The sequence below is a fragment of the Mycolicibacterium palauense genome, assembly GCF_002592005.1.
In the GTDB taxonomy this organism is placed as follows: Bacteria; Actinomycetota; Actinomycetes; order Mycobacteriales; family Mycobacteriaceae; genus Mycobacterium; species Mycobacterium palauense.
In genome coordinates, this window is sequence record NZ_NVQF01000009.1 from 47384 (window position 1) to 62303 (window position 14920).

Annotated in this window: 12 protein-coding genes and 1 pseudogene; 9 read left to right on the plus strand and 4 right to left on the minus strand. The window is 72.0% G+C overall.

Annotated features, from left to right (window positions below; all coding sequences use genetic code 11):
• The first annotated feature begins 93 nt into the window (after nucleotides 1-93).
• The 8 genes from CSR00_RS05825 (at nucleotide 94) to CSR00_RS05860 (ending at nucleotide 11316) form a co-directional block, all read left to right on the plus strand.
• The gene (locus CSR00_RS05825) at nucleotides 94-1203 is read left to right on the plus strand and encodes a hypothetical protein (protein ID WP_099021451.1); all 1110 of its coding nucleotides are present in this window, start codon (nucleotides 94-96) and stop codon (nucleotides 1201-1203) included.
• Nucleotides 1200-2942, plus strand: coding sequence for a hypothetical protein (locus CSR00_RS05830; RefSeq protein ID WP_176561920.1), 1743 nt, complete (start codon nucleotides 1200-1202; stop codon nucleotides 2940-2942). The genes CSR00_RS05825 and CSR00_RS05830 overlap by 4 nt, the downstream gene beginning before the upstream one ends.
• A 336-nt stretch (nucleotides 2943-3278) precedes the next feature.
• On the plus strand, nucleotides 3279-5105 hold the full coding sequence (locus CSR00_RS05835; protein WP_099021452.1) for a phosphoenolpyruvate carboxykinase (GTP): 1827 nt from the start codon (nucleotides 3279-3281) through the stop codon (nucleotides 5103-5105).
• 200 nt (nucleotides 5106-5305) lie between these two features.
• Nucleotides 5306-6835, plus strand: coding sequence for a fatty-acid--CoA ligase FadD4 (gene fadD4, locus CSR00_RS05840; protein WP_099021453.1), 1530 nt, complete (start codon nucleotides 5306-5308; stop codon nucleotides 6833-6835).
• The gene (locus CSR00_RS05845; protein WP_407662400.1) at nucleotides 6835-7878 is read left to right on the plus strand and encodes an enoyl-CoA hydratase/isomerase family protein; all 1044 of its coding nucleotides are present in this window, start codon (nucleotides 6835-6837) and stop codon (nucleotides 7876-7878) included. The genes fadD4 and CSR00_RS05845 overlap by 1 nt, the downstream gene beginning before the upstream one ends.
• 71 nt (nucleotides 7879-7949) lie before the next feature.
• On the plus strand, nucleotides 7950-8858 hold the full coding sequence (locus tag CSR00_RS05850; protein WP_099021490.1) for a hotdog family protein: 909 nt from the start codon (nucleotides 7950-7952) through the stop codon (nucleotides 8856-8858).
• A gap of 5 nt (nucleotides 8859-8863) precedes the next feature.
• Complete coding sequence (locus CSR00_RS05855; RefSeq protein WP_099021454.1) at nucleotides 8864-9988, plus strand: CoA transferase; 1125 nt, start codon at nucleotides 8864-8866, stop codon at nucleotides 9986-9988.
• Entirely contained in the window at nucleotides 9982-11316 is a 1335-nt protein-coding gene (locus CSR00_RS05860) for an amidohydrolase family protein (protein WP_099021455.1), read from the plus strand. The genes CSR00_RS05855 and CSR00_RS05860 overlap by 7 nt, the downstream gene beginning before the upstream one ends.
• Nucleotides 11317-11336: 20 nt before the next feature.
• On the opposite strand, the pseudogene CSR00_RS05865 reads toward CSR00_RS05860, so the two are convergent.
• Nucleotides 11337-11570, minus strand: a pseudogene (locus CSR00_RS05865) (acyl-CoA dehydrogenase family protein); the annotation flags it as partial.
• 46 nt (nucleotides 11571-11616) lie between these two features.
• Nucleotides 11617-12513, minus strand: coding sequence for an alpha/beta hydrolase (locus tag CSR00_RS05870; RefSeq protein ID WP_099021456.1), 897 nt, complete (start codon nucleotides 12511-12513; stop codon nucleotides 11617-11619).
• A 167-nt stretch (nucleotides 12514-12680) separates the two neighbouring features.
• On the opposite strand from CSR00_RS05870, the gene CSR00_RS05875 reads away from it, so the two are divergent.
• Entirely contained in the window at nucleotides 12681-13325 is a 645-nt protein-coding gene (locus tag CSR00_RS05875; RefSeq protein WP_176561921.1) for a TetR/AcrR family transcriptional regulator, read from the plus strand.
• On the opposite strand, the gene CSR00_RS05880 is transcribed toward CSR00_RS05875, so the two are convergent.
• On the minus strand, nucleotides 13305-14504 hold the full coding sequence (locus CSR00_RS05880; RefSeq protein WP_245905851.1) for a thiolase family protein: 1200 nt from the start codon (nucleotides 14502-14504) through the stop codon (nucleotides 13305-13307). The genes CSR00_RS05875 and CSR00_RS05880 overlap by 21 nt on opposite strands.
• Nucleotides 14501-14911 carry a Zn-ribbon domain-containing OB-fold protein gene (locus CSR00_RS31170; protein ID WP_245905852.1) on the minus strand — a complete coding sequence of 137 codons (411 nt, stop codon included), beginning with the start codon at nucleotides 14909-14911 and terminating at the stop codon, nucleotides 14501-14503. Before CSR00_RS31170 ends, CSR00_RS05880 begins: the two co-directional genes overlap by 4 nt.
• Between the last annotated feature and the right edge of the window lie 9 nt (nucleotides 14912-14920).

The window sequence follows — 14920 nt, forward strand, 5'->3', positions numbered from 1 at the left end:
GCGCCGGGGCGGACCGCCCGCGCGGGGGCTGTGGACGCGGGATCACGCCCGGCAGGGCCGGATGCCACGATGGCTGTCCATGGGTGGCCGCCAATGAGGGGACGGGGGGACCGGATCTTCGCCGACGCCGTGCTGGCCGGCGCGCGCGCGGCCGCAGAACCCGCGCGGTCGCGCCTGATCGCCCACGCGCGGGCGGTGTCCGCCCCGTTGTCCCTGGTCATCCGCGGTCGCCCGGGAGTGGGCCGGCACACCGTGGCCGCGGCGTTGCGAGCCGCCGGACTCGCCGCCGAGGTGAGCTGTGCTGGTCTCCACACCGGTCTCCACGCCGGTCCCCGTGCCGGGGCCGGTGACCTCGACGTGCTGGTACTCGCCGAGGTACCCAAACCGGAGGACCTCGCGGGCCCGCGGCCCACCCTGGCGGTTCTGGCCAAGGCGGATCTGGCCGGTCTGCGTCCCGACGGGCCGATGGCCGCGGCGCGGCGGCGGGCCGCGCAGGCATCGGCGCTTCTCGGTGTCCCGGTGATTCCGCTGGCCGCCCCGGCGGCGGTGGCCGGCTGCGACGACTCCGTCCTGGACGCCGACCTTCTGGACGCGTTGCGGGTATTCGTCGACGAGCCCGCCGACCTGGGCTCACCGGACGCCTTCGTGTCCGGCCCGCACCGGGTGCCGGTCGCGCTGCGCCGCCTGCTGCTGGCGACCCTGGATGTGTTCGGCATCGCCGAGTCGGTCGTGGCGTTGCGGACGGAGCCGGGGGCCGGCGCCGAGGCGGTGCGCCGGAGGTTGCGTGCGGTCAGCGGTATCGACGCCGTGGTCGGCCGCATCGAGGCGGCCGGGGCCGAGGCGCGCTACCGCCGTGTGCTGCAGGCCGTGGCCGGGATCGAGGAACTCGCCGCCGCGGCCACCGGAGTCACCGGGGCGGCGTCGGCGCGCGCGGCCGCGGAACTGCTCTGCGACCGGGATCTGGTGCTCGGCCGAATGGCCAGCGCCACCGAGGTCGTGCGGGCCGCCGGTTTCGTCATGAATCCTGTCATGGAACCCGTCACGGATCCCGCCGGTGGCGATCCGGGAGCGCACGTGCGGCGGGCCGTGCGCTGGCGGCGGTACGCCGCAGGCCCGGTGTCCGTGCTGCACCAGGCCTGCGGCAGCGATATCGCGCGGGGTTGCCTGCACCTGGCCGCCACGGTGGAAGGGGAGCGCCGATGAGCCGCGGCGAGATGCCCGAGGAGGTGCTGGAGAGGGCCGAACCGCTGGTGCGCACCCCGGCCGTGCGTCGCAGGGCGGCGGTTCTGGTCACCGGACCGTGGCTGGCGGGCAGTTCGAGTGTGGCCGCGGCGCTGCGCGAGCGGACCGGCGCCGAGGTGATCGAGGCGGACGAGCTGCGCCCCGGAGAATCGGCCGACATCGTCGTCTTCGTGGTGTCGGCCACCGCGCCGCTGACCGAATCCGACTGTGCAGTACTGGATTCGGCTGCGGCGCACACCGATGCCGTGGTGGCGGTGGTGTCCAAGATCGATCTGCACAAGGACTGGCGGGAGGTGTTGCGCGACAACCGATCCCGGCTGGCCGAGCACGCGCCACGCTACGCCGCGGTGCCCTGGGTGGGGGTGGCCGCGGCGCCGGACCTGGGTGTCGCACGCGTCGACGACCTGGCGCGGCAGGTCTCCGCACTGCGCGCCGACGCTGGCCTTGATCGACGTAATCACCTGCAATCGTGGATGTTTCGTCTTGATCAGGCGCTGAGTCGATACGACGCCGAGGCGGTGGGCGCCGGTCGCGAAGCGCATGCGACCACGCTGCGACGGGCCCGTGCCGAGGAGGCGCGACGGTCACGTGTGGACCGGTCCGAGCGCACGATCGCGCTGCGCAGTCAACTTCAGCAGGCGCGGGTGCAGTTGTCCTATTTCGCGCGCAGCCGGTGCGCCTCGGTACGCACCGAACTGCAGGAGGATGCCGCGGCCATGACCCGGGCCGCCCTGCCCGGGTTCGCGCCGTATGTGCGCGCGCGGGCCGGCGATGTGGTGGGCGAGGTCGACGACGGGGTCACCGAACATTTCGCCGACGTCGCCGCCCAGCTGGGGTTGCCGGTCGACTCCGCGGCCGGTCCGGGTGCTCCGCGGGCGCCGGAGGTCGGCGACCCGCCGCTGAGATCACACCGGGTCGAGAACCGGCTGATGCTGCTGTTGGGCGCCGGCTTCGGGCTGGGGGTGGCCTTGACGCTCAGCCGCCTGTTCACCGAGGTGGCGCCGGGCCTGGCGGTGGCCGGTGCGGTGCTGTGTGTGGTGCTGGGGGTGGCCGTCACGGTCTGGGTGGTGCGGATGCGGGGCCTGTTGCGTGACCGTGCGGTGCTGGACCGGTGGGTCGGCGAGGTCACGGTGGCCCTGCGGGCCTGCGTGGACCAGATCGTGGCCACCCGGGTCCTGGCCGCGGAGACGTCGCTGACGGCCGCGCTGGCCGCCGAGGCCGAGGAGTCGACACGGCGGGCCGAGGCCCGGGTCGCCGACATCGACGCGCAGCTGCGGGCCCATGCGATGGCCACGGCGCAGGCCGCGGCCGCGCGGGACCGGGCCGCCCCGGTGCTGCGGCGGGCGCTTGCGGTGGTCGGTGCCGCACTCACCGCCGGGACCCGGCCCGCGCGGGCGCGTGTCGATCCCGAGGACTGGGTCGATGCGGATGTCACGGCGGCCACGCCCACCGCCGCGGATCTACTGGCGTCGCGGGTGCCGGCCAGCGGCGGCCCGAACGATCCCGCGGCCGTTGTCCCGGTCGGTGTCGGCGCCGACGAGCCCGGCGCCCCTCCGGTGGTGGACGAGCCGGACCCGGATCCGGACCGGGCACTGGGCCAGGGCCTGGACCCGGAGCTGGACCCGGAGCTGGACCCGGAGCTGGACGGGGAGGCCGCCGACCTTCCACACGCTCCGAACGCTTCGCGCACGGTGAGCTGAGTCGCGGCCGGTCAATGCCAGTTCGAGGCCCATTCGAGGCCAATTCAAGCCGACTTATGCAAGTATTCACTTGCGTGTCACCGCCCCGCCGGCCTTTTGTCCATACATTCTGAATCGATGAACTCCGCAGATGGCGCGTTCTGAATCGTTCCTGTGAGTCAACGGACATACTGTTGAATTACCGCGGGTATCTCACCCGCGATAACCTCGTTGACAGGGACGTCACGATCTGTATCGCAGCGCCGGAATCTGTCAATGCGGATGGCGGCAGGCGGCGAGGGCAGGTGGGGCTGGCGTCCTGGGGGATGAACCCGAGCGATTGGCAGGAGAATTTCAATGACCTCAGCGACCATTCCGGGTCTGGATAGTGCACCGACCGACCATCAGGGCCTGCTCGCCTGGGTGCAAGAAGTGGCCGAGCTGACGCAGCCGGACCGCGTGGTGTTCGCTGACGGCTCGGACGAGGAGTATCAGCGGGTGTCCGACAAGCTGGTCGAGGCCGGCACGTTCGTGCGCCTGAACTCCGAGAAGCAGCCGGGTTCGTTCCTGGCCCAGTCCGATCCCTCCGACGTGGCCCGGGTGGAATCGCGGACCTTCATCTGCTCCGAGCGCGAGATCGACGCCGGGCCGACGAACAACTGGATGGCCCCCGCCGAGATGCGGACCATCATGACCGACCTCTACAAGGGGTCCATGCGCGGCCGCACCATGTACGTGATCCCGTTCTGCATGGGTCCGCTGGAAGCCGAGGACCCCAAGCTCGGTGTGGAGATCACCGACTCCGAGTACGTCGTGGTCTCCATGCGCATCATGACCCGGATGGGCAGTGCCGCCCTGGCGAAGATCGGCACCGACGGCTTCTTCGTCAAGGCGCTGCACTCGATCGGGGCGCCGCTGGAGCCCGGGCAGGCCGACGTGCCCTGGCCCTGCAACGACACCAAGTACATCACCCACTTCCCCGAGACCCGCGAGATCTGGAGCTACGGCTCCGGATACGGCGGTAACGCGCTGCTGGGCAAGAAGTGCTACTCGCTGCGCATCGCCTCGGCGATGGCCCGCGACGAGGGCTGGCTCGCCGAGCACATGCTGATCCTCAAGCTGATCTCTCCGGAGAACAACGCCTACTACGTCGCCGCGGCCTTCCCGTCGGCGTGCGGCAAGACCAACCTGGCGATGCTGCAGCCCACCCTGCCGGGCTGGCGCGCCGAGACCGTCGGCGACGACATCGCCTGGATGCGGTTCGGCAAGGACGGCCGGCTGTACGCCACCAACCCGGAGTTCGGGTTCTTCGGCGTGGCTCCGGGCACCAACTGGAGCTCCAACCCGAACGCCATGAAGACCATCGCCAAGGGCAACACCATCTTCACCAACGTCGCCAAGACCGACGACGACGACGTCTGGTGGGAGGGCCTCGAGGGTGACCCCGAGCACCTGATCGACTGGAAGGGCCACGACTGGACCCCCGAGTCCGGTGAGAAGGCCGCGCATCCGAACTCGCGCTACTGCACGCCCATCGCCCAGTGTCCGACGCTGGCCCCCGAGTGGGACGACCCGCAGGGCGTGCCGATCTCGGCGATCCTGTTCGGCGGCCGCCGCAAGACGACGGTTCCGCTGGTGACCCAGGCCCGTGACTGGCAGCACGGCGTGTTCATCGGGGCCACCCTGGGCAGCGAGCAGACCGCCGCCGCCGAGGGCAAGGTCGGCACGGTGCGCCGCGACCCGATGGCGATGCTGCCGTTCATCGGCTACAACGTCGGCGACTACATGCAGCACTGGATCGACACCGGCAAGAGCGCCGACGAGTCGAAGCTGCCGAAGGTGTTCTTCGTCAACTGGTTCCGCCGCGGCGAGGACGGCCGGTTCCTGTGGCCCGGCTTCGGTGAGAACAGCCGCGTGATGAAGTGGGTCATCGAGCGGGTCGAGCAGAAGGCCGGCGGCAAGACCACGCCGATCGGCATCGTCCCCACCGCCGACGACCTCGACCTGTCCGGACTGGACGTCGACGCGGCCGATGTCAACGCCGCGCTGGCGGTCGACCCGGCGGAGTGGCGCGACGAGCTGCCGCTGATCGAGGAGTGGTTCGAGTTCGTCGGCGAGAAGCTGCCGACCGGCATCAAGGACGAGTTCGACGCGCTCAAGCACCGGCTGGCCGAAACGGACTGACCGGACACCAGCGGCCTGCGGCCGCGCGAGACACACGAGACCCTCGGGCTCCCCAGCGGGCCCGGGGGTCTTTCTCGTCGCACGCATCGATCCCGCGGCCCCCGGGCGTCCGTGACACCTTGCGGGGATTGTGTAATGTTCAGGTCGTTCCGCACCCATCGTGTTGACACCTGTCAAACCGCGTCGCGTAAGGTCTTCACATGCAGATTCGCGAGCACGCCGGATCGGGTAAGCCGGCCGTCATCCTCCATCCGTCCGGCACCGTGGTGACCTTCGAGCAGATGGAAGCCCGTGCCAACCAACTGGCCCACTTCTTCCGCGGGCACGGCCTGGTCGAGGGTGACGCCGTGGCGATCCTGATGGAGAACAACGAGCACATCCACACCGTCATGTGGGCCGCGCGGCGCGCGGGTCTGTACTACGTGCCCATCAACACCCACCTTGCCCCCGCGGAGGCCGCCTACATCGTCGAGAACGCCGGCGCGAAGGCGATCATCGGCTCGGCGGAGCTGCGCAAGACGCTGGCCGACCTCGGCGAGCACCTGCCCTCCGGGCTGCCCGGCGTGCTGCTGTTCGCCGCCGGGGCCGACGAGCCCGACCTGCCCGGATGGCAGCGCTATCCCGAGTGCGTGGCCGACGAGCCGGTCACCCCGATCGCCGACGAGGTCGAGGGCGACCTGCTGCAGTACTCCTCGGGCACCACCGGCCGGCCCAAGGGCATCAAACGCCAGCTGCCGCACGTGCATCCCTGCGAGGCGCCCGGGATGATGTCGGCCCTGGTGGGGTTCTGGATGCACCCCGACGCGATCTACCTCAGCCCCGCGCCGCTGTACCACACCGCCCCGTCGGTGTGGTCGATGACGGTGCAGGCCGCGGGTATCCCGGTGGTGGTGCTGGAGAAGTTCGACCCGCAGGGCTGCCTGGAGGCCATCGAACGCCACCACGTCACCCACGGCCAGTTCGTGCCGGTGATGTTCACCCGGATGCTCAAACTGCCGCAGGCGGTGCGGGATTCATACGACCTGTCCAGCCTGCAGCGGGTAATGCACGCCGCGGCGCCGTGCCCGGTGGAGATCAAGAAGCAGATGATCGACTGGTGGGGGCCGATCGTCGACGAGTACTACGCGTCCTCCGAGGCCATCGGTTCGACCCTGATCACCGCCGAGGAGTGGCTGGAGCACCCCGGCTCGGTGGGCAAGCCGATGATGAGCACGCTCCACATTCTCGACGAGCAGGGCCGGGAACTGCCGCCCGGACAGGCCGGCGAGATCTACTTCGAGGGCGGCTTCGACTTCGAATACCTCAACGACCCGGAGAAGACCGCCTCGTCACGGGATGCTCGCGGCTGGAAAACGGTGGGGGACATCGGCTATCTCGACGACGAGGGGTACCTCTACCTCACCGACCGACGTCACCACATGATCATCTCCGGCGGGGTCAACATCTACCCGCAGGAGGCCGAGAACATGTTGGTGACCCATCCGAAGGTGATGGACGCCGCCGTGTTCGGAGTGCCCGACGAGGAGATGGGCCAGAGCGTCAAGGCCGTGGTGCAGACGGTCGACGAGGCCGACGCCACCGACGAGTTCGCCGACGAGCTGATGAGCTGGATGCGCGAGCGGCTCACGCACTACAAGTGCCCCCGCAGCATCTCCTTCGAGGCCCAACTGCCGCGCACCGACACCGGCAAGCTGTACAAGCAGAGCCTGGTCCAGAAGTACTCGAAGTAGTGACACAGCCCGGTTCCGTGCCGTTGCGGGTCGTCGATCTGGCCGATCCGCCGGATCTGGCCGCGACGGGTGCGCCCGACGCGGTCGTCGTCGCCACCGGCGACCCCACGGACCCGGCGGCCAGGCACTGGCTGCGGCACGCGACCTTCACCCTCACCGAGACCCCGTGCGCCGATCGCCGGGTCGTGGTCGTCCCGTCGGTCGCCGACGCGCTGGCCGCGTTGGGCGAGCGGGTCGGGACGTCTCCGATGGCCGCCCTGGTCTGCGACGACGTCCTGCGTGCGGTCGACACCGACGCCCCCTCGTTCACCGGCATCGTCACCGAGTCGCTGGCGTACTCGACGCTGCAGTCCGGCCCGGAGTTCGGCCGTTGGCTCGCCGCCCGGGGCCCCGCCGCCGTACCGCACAATCCCGCGCCGGTGGTGTCCCGCCGCGACGGCGACGTGCTGCACGTCCGGTTCAACAGCCCCCGCCGCCACAACGCCTTCTCCACCCCCGCGCGCGCGGAACTGCTTGCCGCGCTGTCGGTTGCCCAGCTGGACGGCTCGGTGTCCGGGGTGGTGCTCGGCGGCAACGGCCCGTCCTTCTGCAGCGGCGGTGATCTCGACGAGTTCGGGTCCTTCTCCGACCCGGCGGCGGCACATCTGGCGCGCACCCGGCACAGTCCCGCCCTGGTGCTCGACGCCCTGTCGGTGCGGCTCGGGCGCGGGCTGCGCGCCCAGGTGCACGGGCAGGTGCTGGGTAGCGGGCTGGAGATGGCCTCGTTCTGCGGCCATGTCCGTGCGGCCCCCGGTACCACCTTCGGGCTGCCCGAGCTGGCCCTGGGACTGATCCCCGGCGCCGGGGGCACCGTGAGCGTCACCCGCCGGATCGGGCGTTGGCGCACCGCGTATCTGGTGCTGTCCGGGCGCACCCTTGGTCCCGAGACGGCACTGGAGTGGGGGTTGGTGGACGAGATCGGCAGCCCGGATCCCAATTTTGAATCCAGTTTCGAATCCGGCGTTGACACCGCCGTCCCCCGCTGTGACGATACGTCCCTGTGACCGTGCAGACCGCTTCCGGGCCCTACTTCGACGACCTGTGCCAGGGCCAGGTGTTCGACTGGGCCCCATCGATGACGCTGACCTCCGGCGCCGCCGCCGTGCACCAGTCGATCCTGGGGGACCGGATGCGGTTGCCCCTGGATGCCACGCTCTCGCATGCGGTGACCGGCTCGGCCGACGCGCTGGCGCACCCGGGGCTGGTGTGTGATGTGGCGATCGGCCAGACCACCCTGGCGACCCAGCGGGTGCGGGCCAACCTGTTCTACCGGGGTCTGACCTTTCACCGGTTCCCGGTCCTGGGCGACACCCTGTACACCCGCACCGAGGTGGTGGGGCTCAAGCAGAACGCGGTCAAGCCGGAGCGGCCGCCGACCGGGCTGGCCGCCCTGCGGATGATCACCATCGACCAGGCCGACCGGCTCGTGCTCGACTTCTATCGGTGCGCCATGCTGCCGGTGCGCCCGGAGGCCGGGCCGACCGGCCACGCCGACGACCTGTCGGCCATCGGTACCGGGCTGGCCGATCCCGCCGATCCGACCGCCGAGTGGGACGCCGCGGCGTACCGGCGGCGGGTGCCCGGCCCGCACTTCGAACCGGGGCTGGCCGGTGTCACTCTGCAGAGCACCGGGGACGTGGTCAGCAGCGCACCCGAACTGGCCCGCCTGAGCCTCAACATCGCCGCCACCCACCACGATCGGCGCGTCGGTGGGCAGCGGCTGGTCTACGGCGGACACACCATCGGGCTGGCCGCCGCGCAGGCCAGCAGGCTGTTGCCCAACCTGGTGACGATCCTGGGCTGGGAATCCTGCGACCACACCGGGCCGGTGCACGAGGGCGACACCCTCTACAGCCGCCTGCACGTGGAGTCCGCCGAACCGACGGCACAGGGCGGTCGGCTCAGGCTGCGCTCGGAGGTGTTCGCCGTCGGGGACCCGGACAGGCAGGTGCTCGACTGGCGGTTCACCGCCGTGATGTTCTGATCGAGATGCCCGGGCTGGCGCTGACCGTCGAGATCCTGGAGCGCGCCGACGCGCTGGCTCGCTCCCTCGCGCCGGCGCCGGGCACCGGTGCCCCCGATGCGCTGGGTGCCCTCACCGGACGCGCGGCGCTGCTGGGTCTGTACTCGCGGGGCCCGGTCTCCGCCGGCGGAGGCACCCACCTGATGCGCACCGCCGACGGCTGGTCGGCGCTGACGCTGTCGCGTCCCGACGACGTCGAGGCGGTCCCGGCGCTGCTGGAGTGCGACCGCGTCGGGACCGACCCGTGGCCGGCCCTGCACCGCTGGGCGGCCACGCGGCCGGCGGCGGCGGTCACCGGACGCGCGGCGCTGCTGGGTCTGCCGGCGGCCACCCTGGGCGAGGCGGCACCCGATGAGCCCCTGATCACCGGCTGCGGACCCCGGGGGCAACCGCGGACGGTGGCCGGGCTGCTGGTGGTCGATCTGACCTCCATGTGGGCCGGACCGTGGTGCGCGCAGCTGCTGCATCGCGCCGGCGCCACCGTGGTGAAGGTCGAGAGCCCGTCGCGGCCCGACGGCACCCGGGCCGGCGAACCGTCCTTCTTCGACTGGATGAACAGTGGAAAGCTCTGTTACGGCGTCGATTTCGACCGAGATCGAGACGACCTTGCGGCGCTTCTCTCGGTCGCCGACGTGGTGCTGGAGGGGTCGCGACCGGCGGCGCTGCACCGGCGTGGGCTGGGCCCGTGCGACGTGGCCGCGCGGCCCGGCCGGGTGTGGACGCGGATCACCGGGCACGGCACCGTCGGCGACAACGCCGGGCGGGTCGCCTTCGGCGACGATGCCGCGGTGGCGGGCGGTCTCGTCGGGCACGACGACACCGGCTGCGTGTTTCTCGGCGACGCCATCGCCGATCCCCTGACCGGAATGGCCGCCGCGGAAGCCGTGGTCGATTCGCTGGGACGGGGCGGGGGCGAGCTGATCGAGATGTCGATGGCCGCCGTCGCCGCGGGATACGCCGCCGGCCCCGCGACGCCGATCGAGGTGGACCCGGTGCCGCCCGACACCGGTGCGGTGCCCGCCGGAGCACTGGGCTCGGCGAACCCGGTCGTGCACCGGCTGGTGGCCGAACGGCGCGGTGCCCCATGCTGATCCGCTCGGGTGTCCGCCTCGACGGCCGGACGGTCGACATCCGGGTGGAGGCGACCGTCGTGGAGGTCGGCGCCCGCCTGTCGGTGCGCCCGGGGGAGGAGGTGATCGACGCCCGCGGCAATCTCGTGTTGCCCGGACTGCACGATCATCATCTGCACCTGCGCTCCACCGCGGCCGCCCTGGCCTCGGTGCCGGTGGGGCCGCCGCGCGTGCGTGATCGCGGCGAGTTCGTCGCCGCGCTGCGCCGGGCGCGCCCCGATCCGGACGGCTGGATTCGTGCCGTCGGCTACCACGACAGTGTCGCCGGGGAACTGACCCGCCACATCCTCGACGCCGCCGCGCCCGAGAACCCGGTGCGGGTCCAGCACCGCAGCGGGGCGCTGTGGGTGCTCAACTCCGCCGCGCTGCGGCGGGTCGGTGCCGCCGACCACGCCGACGGCCGTTTCCTGCGCGGCGACCCGCTGCCGGAGCCGCCCCGCCGGGAGCCGTCGCTGGATGCGCTCGGCGAGCTCCTGGTGGCCCGCGGCGTCACCGGTGTCACCGACGCGACACCCGGTCAGGGTGCGCGCGATCTGGACGGGATCGCCGCGCAGCGGCGCTCGGGACGGTTCCGGCCGCGGGTGCACTGCCTGGCGCCGGCGGGGCTGAGCGCACCCGAGGGCCTTTCCGTGGGCCCCGCGAAGCGGATCCTCGACGACCACACCCTGAACCTCGCCGAACTGCAGGACTGGGTGGCCGCCAACCATGCCGAGGATCACCCGGTGGCCGTGCACTGCGTCACCGACGCCCAACTCGTCGTCGTCCTGGCGGCGCTGCAAGCTGTCGGCGCGCACCCCGGGGACCGGGTCGAGCACGCGGCGATGGTCCCCGACGACTGCGTCGAGGACCTGGCCGCTCTCGGGGTCACGGTGGTGACGCAGCCGAACTTCGTGGCCGAACGCGGTGACGAGTACCGCGCCGAGCTGCCCGCCGCGGAGCTCGACCGGCTCTGGCGGGTGGGCACGCTGGTGGCCGCGGGGGTGCGGGTGGCGCTGTCCACCGATGCCCCGTTCGGGGTGGCCGACCCGTGGGCGGCGATGCGTGCGGCGGTGCACCGGCGTTCCCCGTCGGGGGCACTCATCGGGCCGCGGGAACGGCTCTCGCCGGACGCGGCGCTGTCGATGTTCCTCGGCCGCGCCGACGACCCCGCCCGCGCGCGCACCCTGGCGCCGGGGGAGCCCGGCGATGTGTGCGTGCTGTCGGGTCCACCGGCGGCGGTGCTGGGCGAACTCGACGCCGGAATGGTGGCGGCGACGGTGGTCGGCGGTCGGGTCTGCTATCGGCGCTGAGGGCAGGCGGTTCGGTGCGGTCAGTGCGGGAGGTCCCGAAACGGGGTGTCCCGGAAGGGGTCGGGTTCCTTGGGCAGCCCGAGCACCCGTTCGCCGATGATGTTGCGCTGGATCTGGTCGGTGCCGCCGCCGATCGAGGTGAAATAGGCGTTGAGCGCGCGGAAGGTGACCGCGTCGCCGACCGGGTTGTCCGGTCCGGACAGCATCGTCTCGGCGCCGGCGATCTCGGTCTGAACCCGGGCCGTCTCGTGCAGCGTGCCCCGTTCCTCCTCCGTCGCTTGCGGTGTCATGGCCGGCGCGTCATTCCCCGAACGCCGACCGCAGGCTGGCGCATTGGCTCTCGAAGAACGACCGGGCCACCGCCGAACCCGGCCGGAGGCCGTCGAACCCGTGGAACGCCCCGGGAACCACCTCCACCTCGCAGGGCACGCCGGCCTCGGTGAGTCGTTGCGCGTAGGACAGATCCTCGTCGTGGAACAGGTCCATGGTCCCCACCCCGATCCAGGCCGGCGGCAGCCCCGCCAGGTCGGTACGTCGGGCCGGGACGGCGACATCCGGGTCGGCGGTACCGAGATAGGCCCGCCATCCGAAGGCGTTGCTGTGCCGGTCCCACAACCGGTACTCGCGACCGTCGTGGCGGGGGTCGGCGGCGCTGCGGTCGTCGAGCATCGGGTAGACCAGCAGCTGTCGCACCGGGGTCACGGCGGAACGCTCGCGCGCCAGGAAGGCCAGCGCGGCCGCGAGGCCACCGCCGGCGCTGGCGCCGCCGACGGCCACCCGGTCGGGGTCCACCGCGGGCAGGCCGGCCAGCCAGGTCAGCGCGGCGTGGCAGTCCTCGACGCCGGCCGGATAGGGATGCTCGGGGGCCAGCCGGTAGTCGACGGCGGCGACGGTCGCCCCGAGCTCGTCGGCGAAACGCCGGCACAGCCGGTCGTCCTGGGCCGCGGTGCCGATGAGATAGCCGCCGCCGTGGATCCACAACAGCGCCGGGCCCGGCTCGGTGCGCCCGGGCGGGCGGTGCAGCCGGACCCGGATCCCGTCGGCGGTGGTGAGCTGCTCGACGCCGGGGGGTTGCGGCAGCAGTCTCTGCAGATTCTGTGCGGCCCGCAACACGCTGAGAGAGCGGGGCCGGACCAGGACCTGCGGGGTGAACCGTGCGGCGGTGCGCAGTTCGGGGTGAATATCGGTGATGGCCATCACAGCGAGCCTAGGGCAGGGTGACCGTGGTCGCGGCGTCCCGCCCGGGCCGGCGGCTATCGTCGCGGAGTGGGCGTGCGGCGGGTACGCGGGATGCCTGGCGCCGGGACCCCCACATGCGGGTGGAGGCGGGGAAGATCCCGGAGAAGACCGGAGAAGGAGGCGGGGTGACGAAGTCGACGGGCCCGGGTGCGGAGCGGCTCGGGCGTCCCCGCCTGTTCGATGACGACACCGAGCGGCGGATGATCATGGACGCCGCGGTGCGGGTGATGGACCGAAACGGCTACACGGCGATGTCGGTCGCGGATGTGTTGGCCGAGGCCGCCCTGTCGACCAGCAGTTTCTACCGGCATTTCGCGTCCAAGGACGCGCTGGCCGAGGCGTTGATCCGCCGGGACGGCCGTTCGGCGAGGCGCTATCTGGAGCGGGCCGTCGGCGCGGCGGCCGACCCGCTGGCCGCGTTTCACGCCTGGCTGGACGCGCTGCTCGACTTGTTCTTCGCGCCCCGGCGAGCCGAACGGGTGGTGCTGTTCAGCGCGGCCGACGTGCTGGGCTCCAAGACCATGACCGAGGTGACCGAGGAGATGCGGTGGCTGCTGGCCGAGCCGGCGGTCGAGGTGCTGCGCGCCGGCCACCGTGCCGGGGTGCTGAATTCGCCTGCCCCCGAGGCCGATGCGGTGAGCCTGTTCGCTCTGGTGAGCCAGCTGGCGTGGTCCGAGCACGGGTACCGCGGGGACCGGGTGGGCACCCGCGCCCACGTGATGCGGTTCGCCGGTCCGGCCCTGCGGCTGTCACCCCAGCCGGGTCAATAGCATGCATCCCGAGACGGGGCCGCCCCCGTTGGACACCACCGCGACCTCGGGCGTCCCGCCGACCTGACGGGCGCCGCCCTCGCCGCGCAGCTGCAGCACCGCCTCGTGCAGGAATCCGTACCCGTGCAGGCGGCCCGCCGACAACTGGCCGCCGTGGGTGTTGACCGGCAATTCGCCGTCGAGTGCGATCCGGTGCCCGCCGTCGACGAACGGCCCGCTCTCGCCGTGGCCGCAGAACCCGAGTGCCTCCAGCCACGACATCGTCAGCCAGGAGAAGCCGTCGTAGAGTTCGGCGACGTCGACGTCGGTGGGCCGCAGGTCGGTGCGCGACCACATCTGTGCGGCCGAGGTCCGTGCGGGCATGGTCGTCAGGTCGTCCCACTGGTCCCAGGACGGGCGGCCGCGCAGCGCGGTGCCGACGGCCTCGATGCGCGCCACCGGATGGGCGACGGCCCGGGCGTGCTCGGAGAGCGAGACGACCAGCGCCGTGGAACCGTCCACCGGGACGTCGCAGTCGTAGAGCCGGAACGGGGTGGAGATCATCCGCGCGGCCAGGTAGTCCTCCATGGTCAGCGGGTCGCGGAAGACCGCCCTGTCGTTCAGTGCGGCGTTGCGCCGCGCGGTGAGCGCGATCTGGGCCAGTTGCCGTTCGGTGGTGCCGAATTCGTGGATGTGCCGGTTGGCGTACATGGCCAGCCAGTTGGCCGCGGAGTACGCGCGAAACGGCAGGGTCCACTGCATCACCCCCGTCGCGGTCACCCCGGTCGCACCGTCGCCGCCGAGGCCGATGCCGGGCCGTCCGCCCCGGCCCTGCGCGGTGGATTCGGTCACCGTCCGGTAGACCAGCACGTGGCGGGCCAGTCCCATCGAGACGGCCATCGCGGCGTTGATCACGGCCTGCAGCTGTGCCGGTCCCTCGGCGCCGCCGCTGTGCCAGTTCAGCTCCAGCCGCAGCGCATCCTGGACGGCGGGCGAGCCGGGGCCGCTGAACCCCGGATATCCGGCGATGCCGCCCGGATAGGTGGCCAGGCCGTCGATGTCGGCGACGGTCAGCCCGGCGTCGCCGATCGCCGCCAGTGCGGCGTCGACGGTGAGCGCGAGTTCGTCGCGGCCGAGCCGGCGGCCGATCTCCGACTGGCCGATGCCGGAGATGACCGCGCGGTTCTCCGGGGACCTCATGACGCCGCGGGACAAAACAGCGGCAGGTGGATCGGTTCGTGCCGCTCGAACGTCACCTCGAGTGGCATGCCGACGTGGACGTCGTCGGGGGAGACGCCGACGACGTTGGTCGTCAGCCGCAGTCCGGGTTGTTCGGGGAATTCGACGATGCCGATGACGTAGGGCCGGCTGTCGCCGTCCCAGGCCTGGTGGTTGACCGTGAACGAGTACAGCGTGGCGCGCCCGGACACGGGATGTGGCGACGCGTCGCGGCTCCCGCACCGGGGGCAGTACGGGGCGGGCGGGTGGATGTAGAACGTGCACGCCGTGCACCGCAGAAACCGCAGCGCCCCGTCGCGGCCCATGGTCCAGAAGAAGCCGGTGGGCCCGTCCGCCGGCGGCAGCACGCGCCTCGGTTCCGTCGGCATGGTGCGCTC

What these genes read in the sequence shown, in the direction of transcription:
- CSR00_RS05830 (WP_176561920.1), top strand. Translation starts at nt 1,200, where the DNA reads ATGAGCCGCGGCGAGATGCCCGAGGAGGTGCTGGAGAGGGCCGAACCG.
- CSR00_RS05870 (WP_099021456.1), bottom strand. Translation starts at nt 12,513, where the DNA reads ATGGCCATCACCGATATTCACCCCGAACTGCGCACCGCCGCACGGTTC.
- CSR00_RS05850 (WP_099021490.1), top strand. Translation starts at nt 7,950, where the DNA reads ATGACGCTGACCTCCGGCGCCGCCGCCGTGCACCAGTCGATCCTGGGG.
- fadD4 (WP_099021453.1), top strand. Translation starts at nt 5,306, where the DNA reads ATGCAGATTCGCGAGCACGCCGGATCGGGTAAGCCGGCCGTCATCCTC.
- CSR00_RS05835 (WP_099021452.1), top strand. Translation starts at nt 3,279, where the DNA reads ATGACCTCAGCGACCATTCCGGGTCTGGATAGTGCACCGACCGACCAT.
- CSR00_RS05860 (WP_099021455.1), top strand. Translation starts at nt 9,982, where the DNA reads ATGCTGATCCGCTCGGGTGTCCGCCTCGACGGCCGGACGGTCGACATC.
- CSR00_RS31170 (WP_245905852.1), bottom strand. Translation starts at nt 14,911, where the DNA reads ATGCCGACGGAACCGAGGCGCGTGCTGCCGCCGGCGGACGGGCCCACC.
- CSR00_RS05855 (WP_099021454.1), top strand. Translation starts at nt 8,864, where the DNA reads ATGCCCGGGCTGGCGCTGACCGTCGAGATCCTGGAGCGCGCCGACGCG.
- CSR00_RS05880 (WP_245905851.1), bottom strand. Translation starts at nt 14,504, where the DNA reads ATGAGGTCCCCGGAGAACCGCGCGGTCATCTCCGGCATCGGCCAGTCG.
- CSR00_RS05825 (WP_099021451.1), top strand. Translation starts at nt 94, where the DNA reads ATGAGGGGACGGGGGGACCGGATCTTCGCCGACGCCGTGCTGGCCGGC.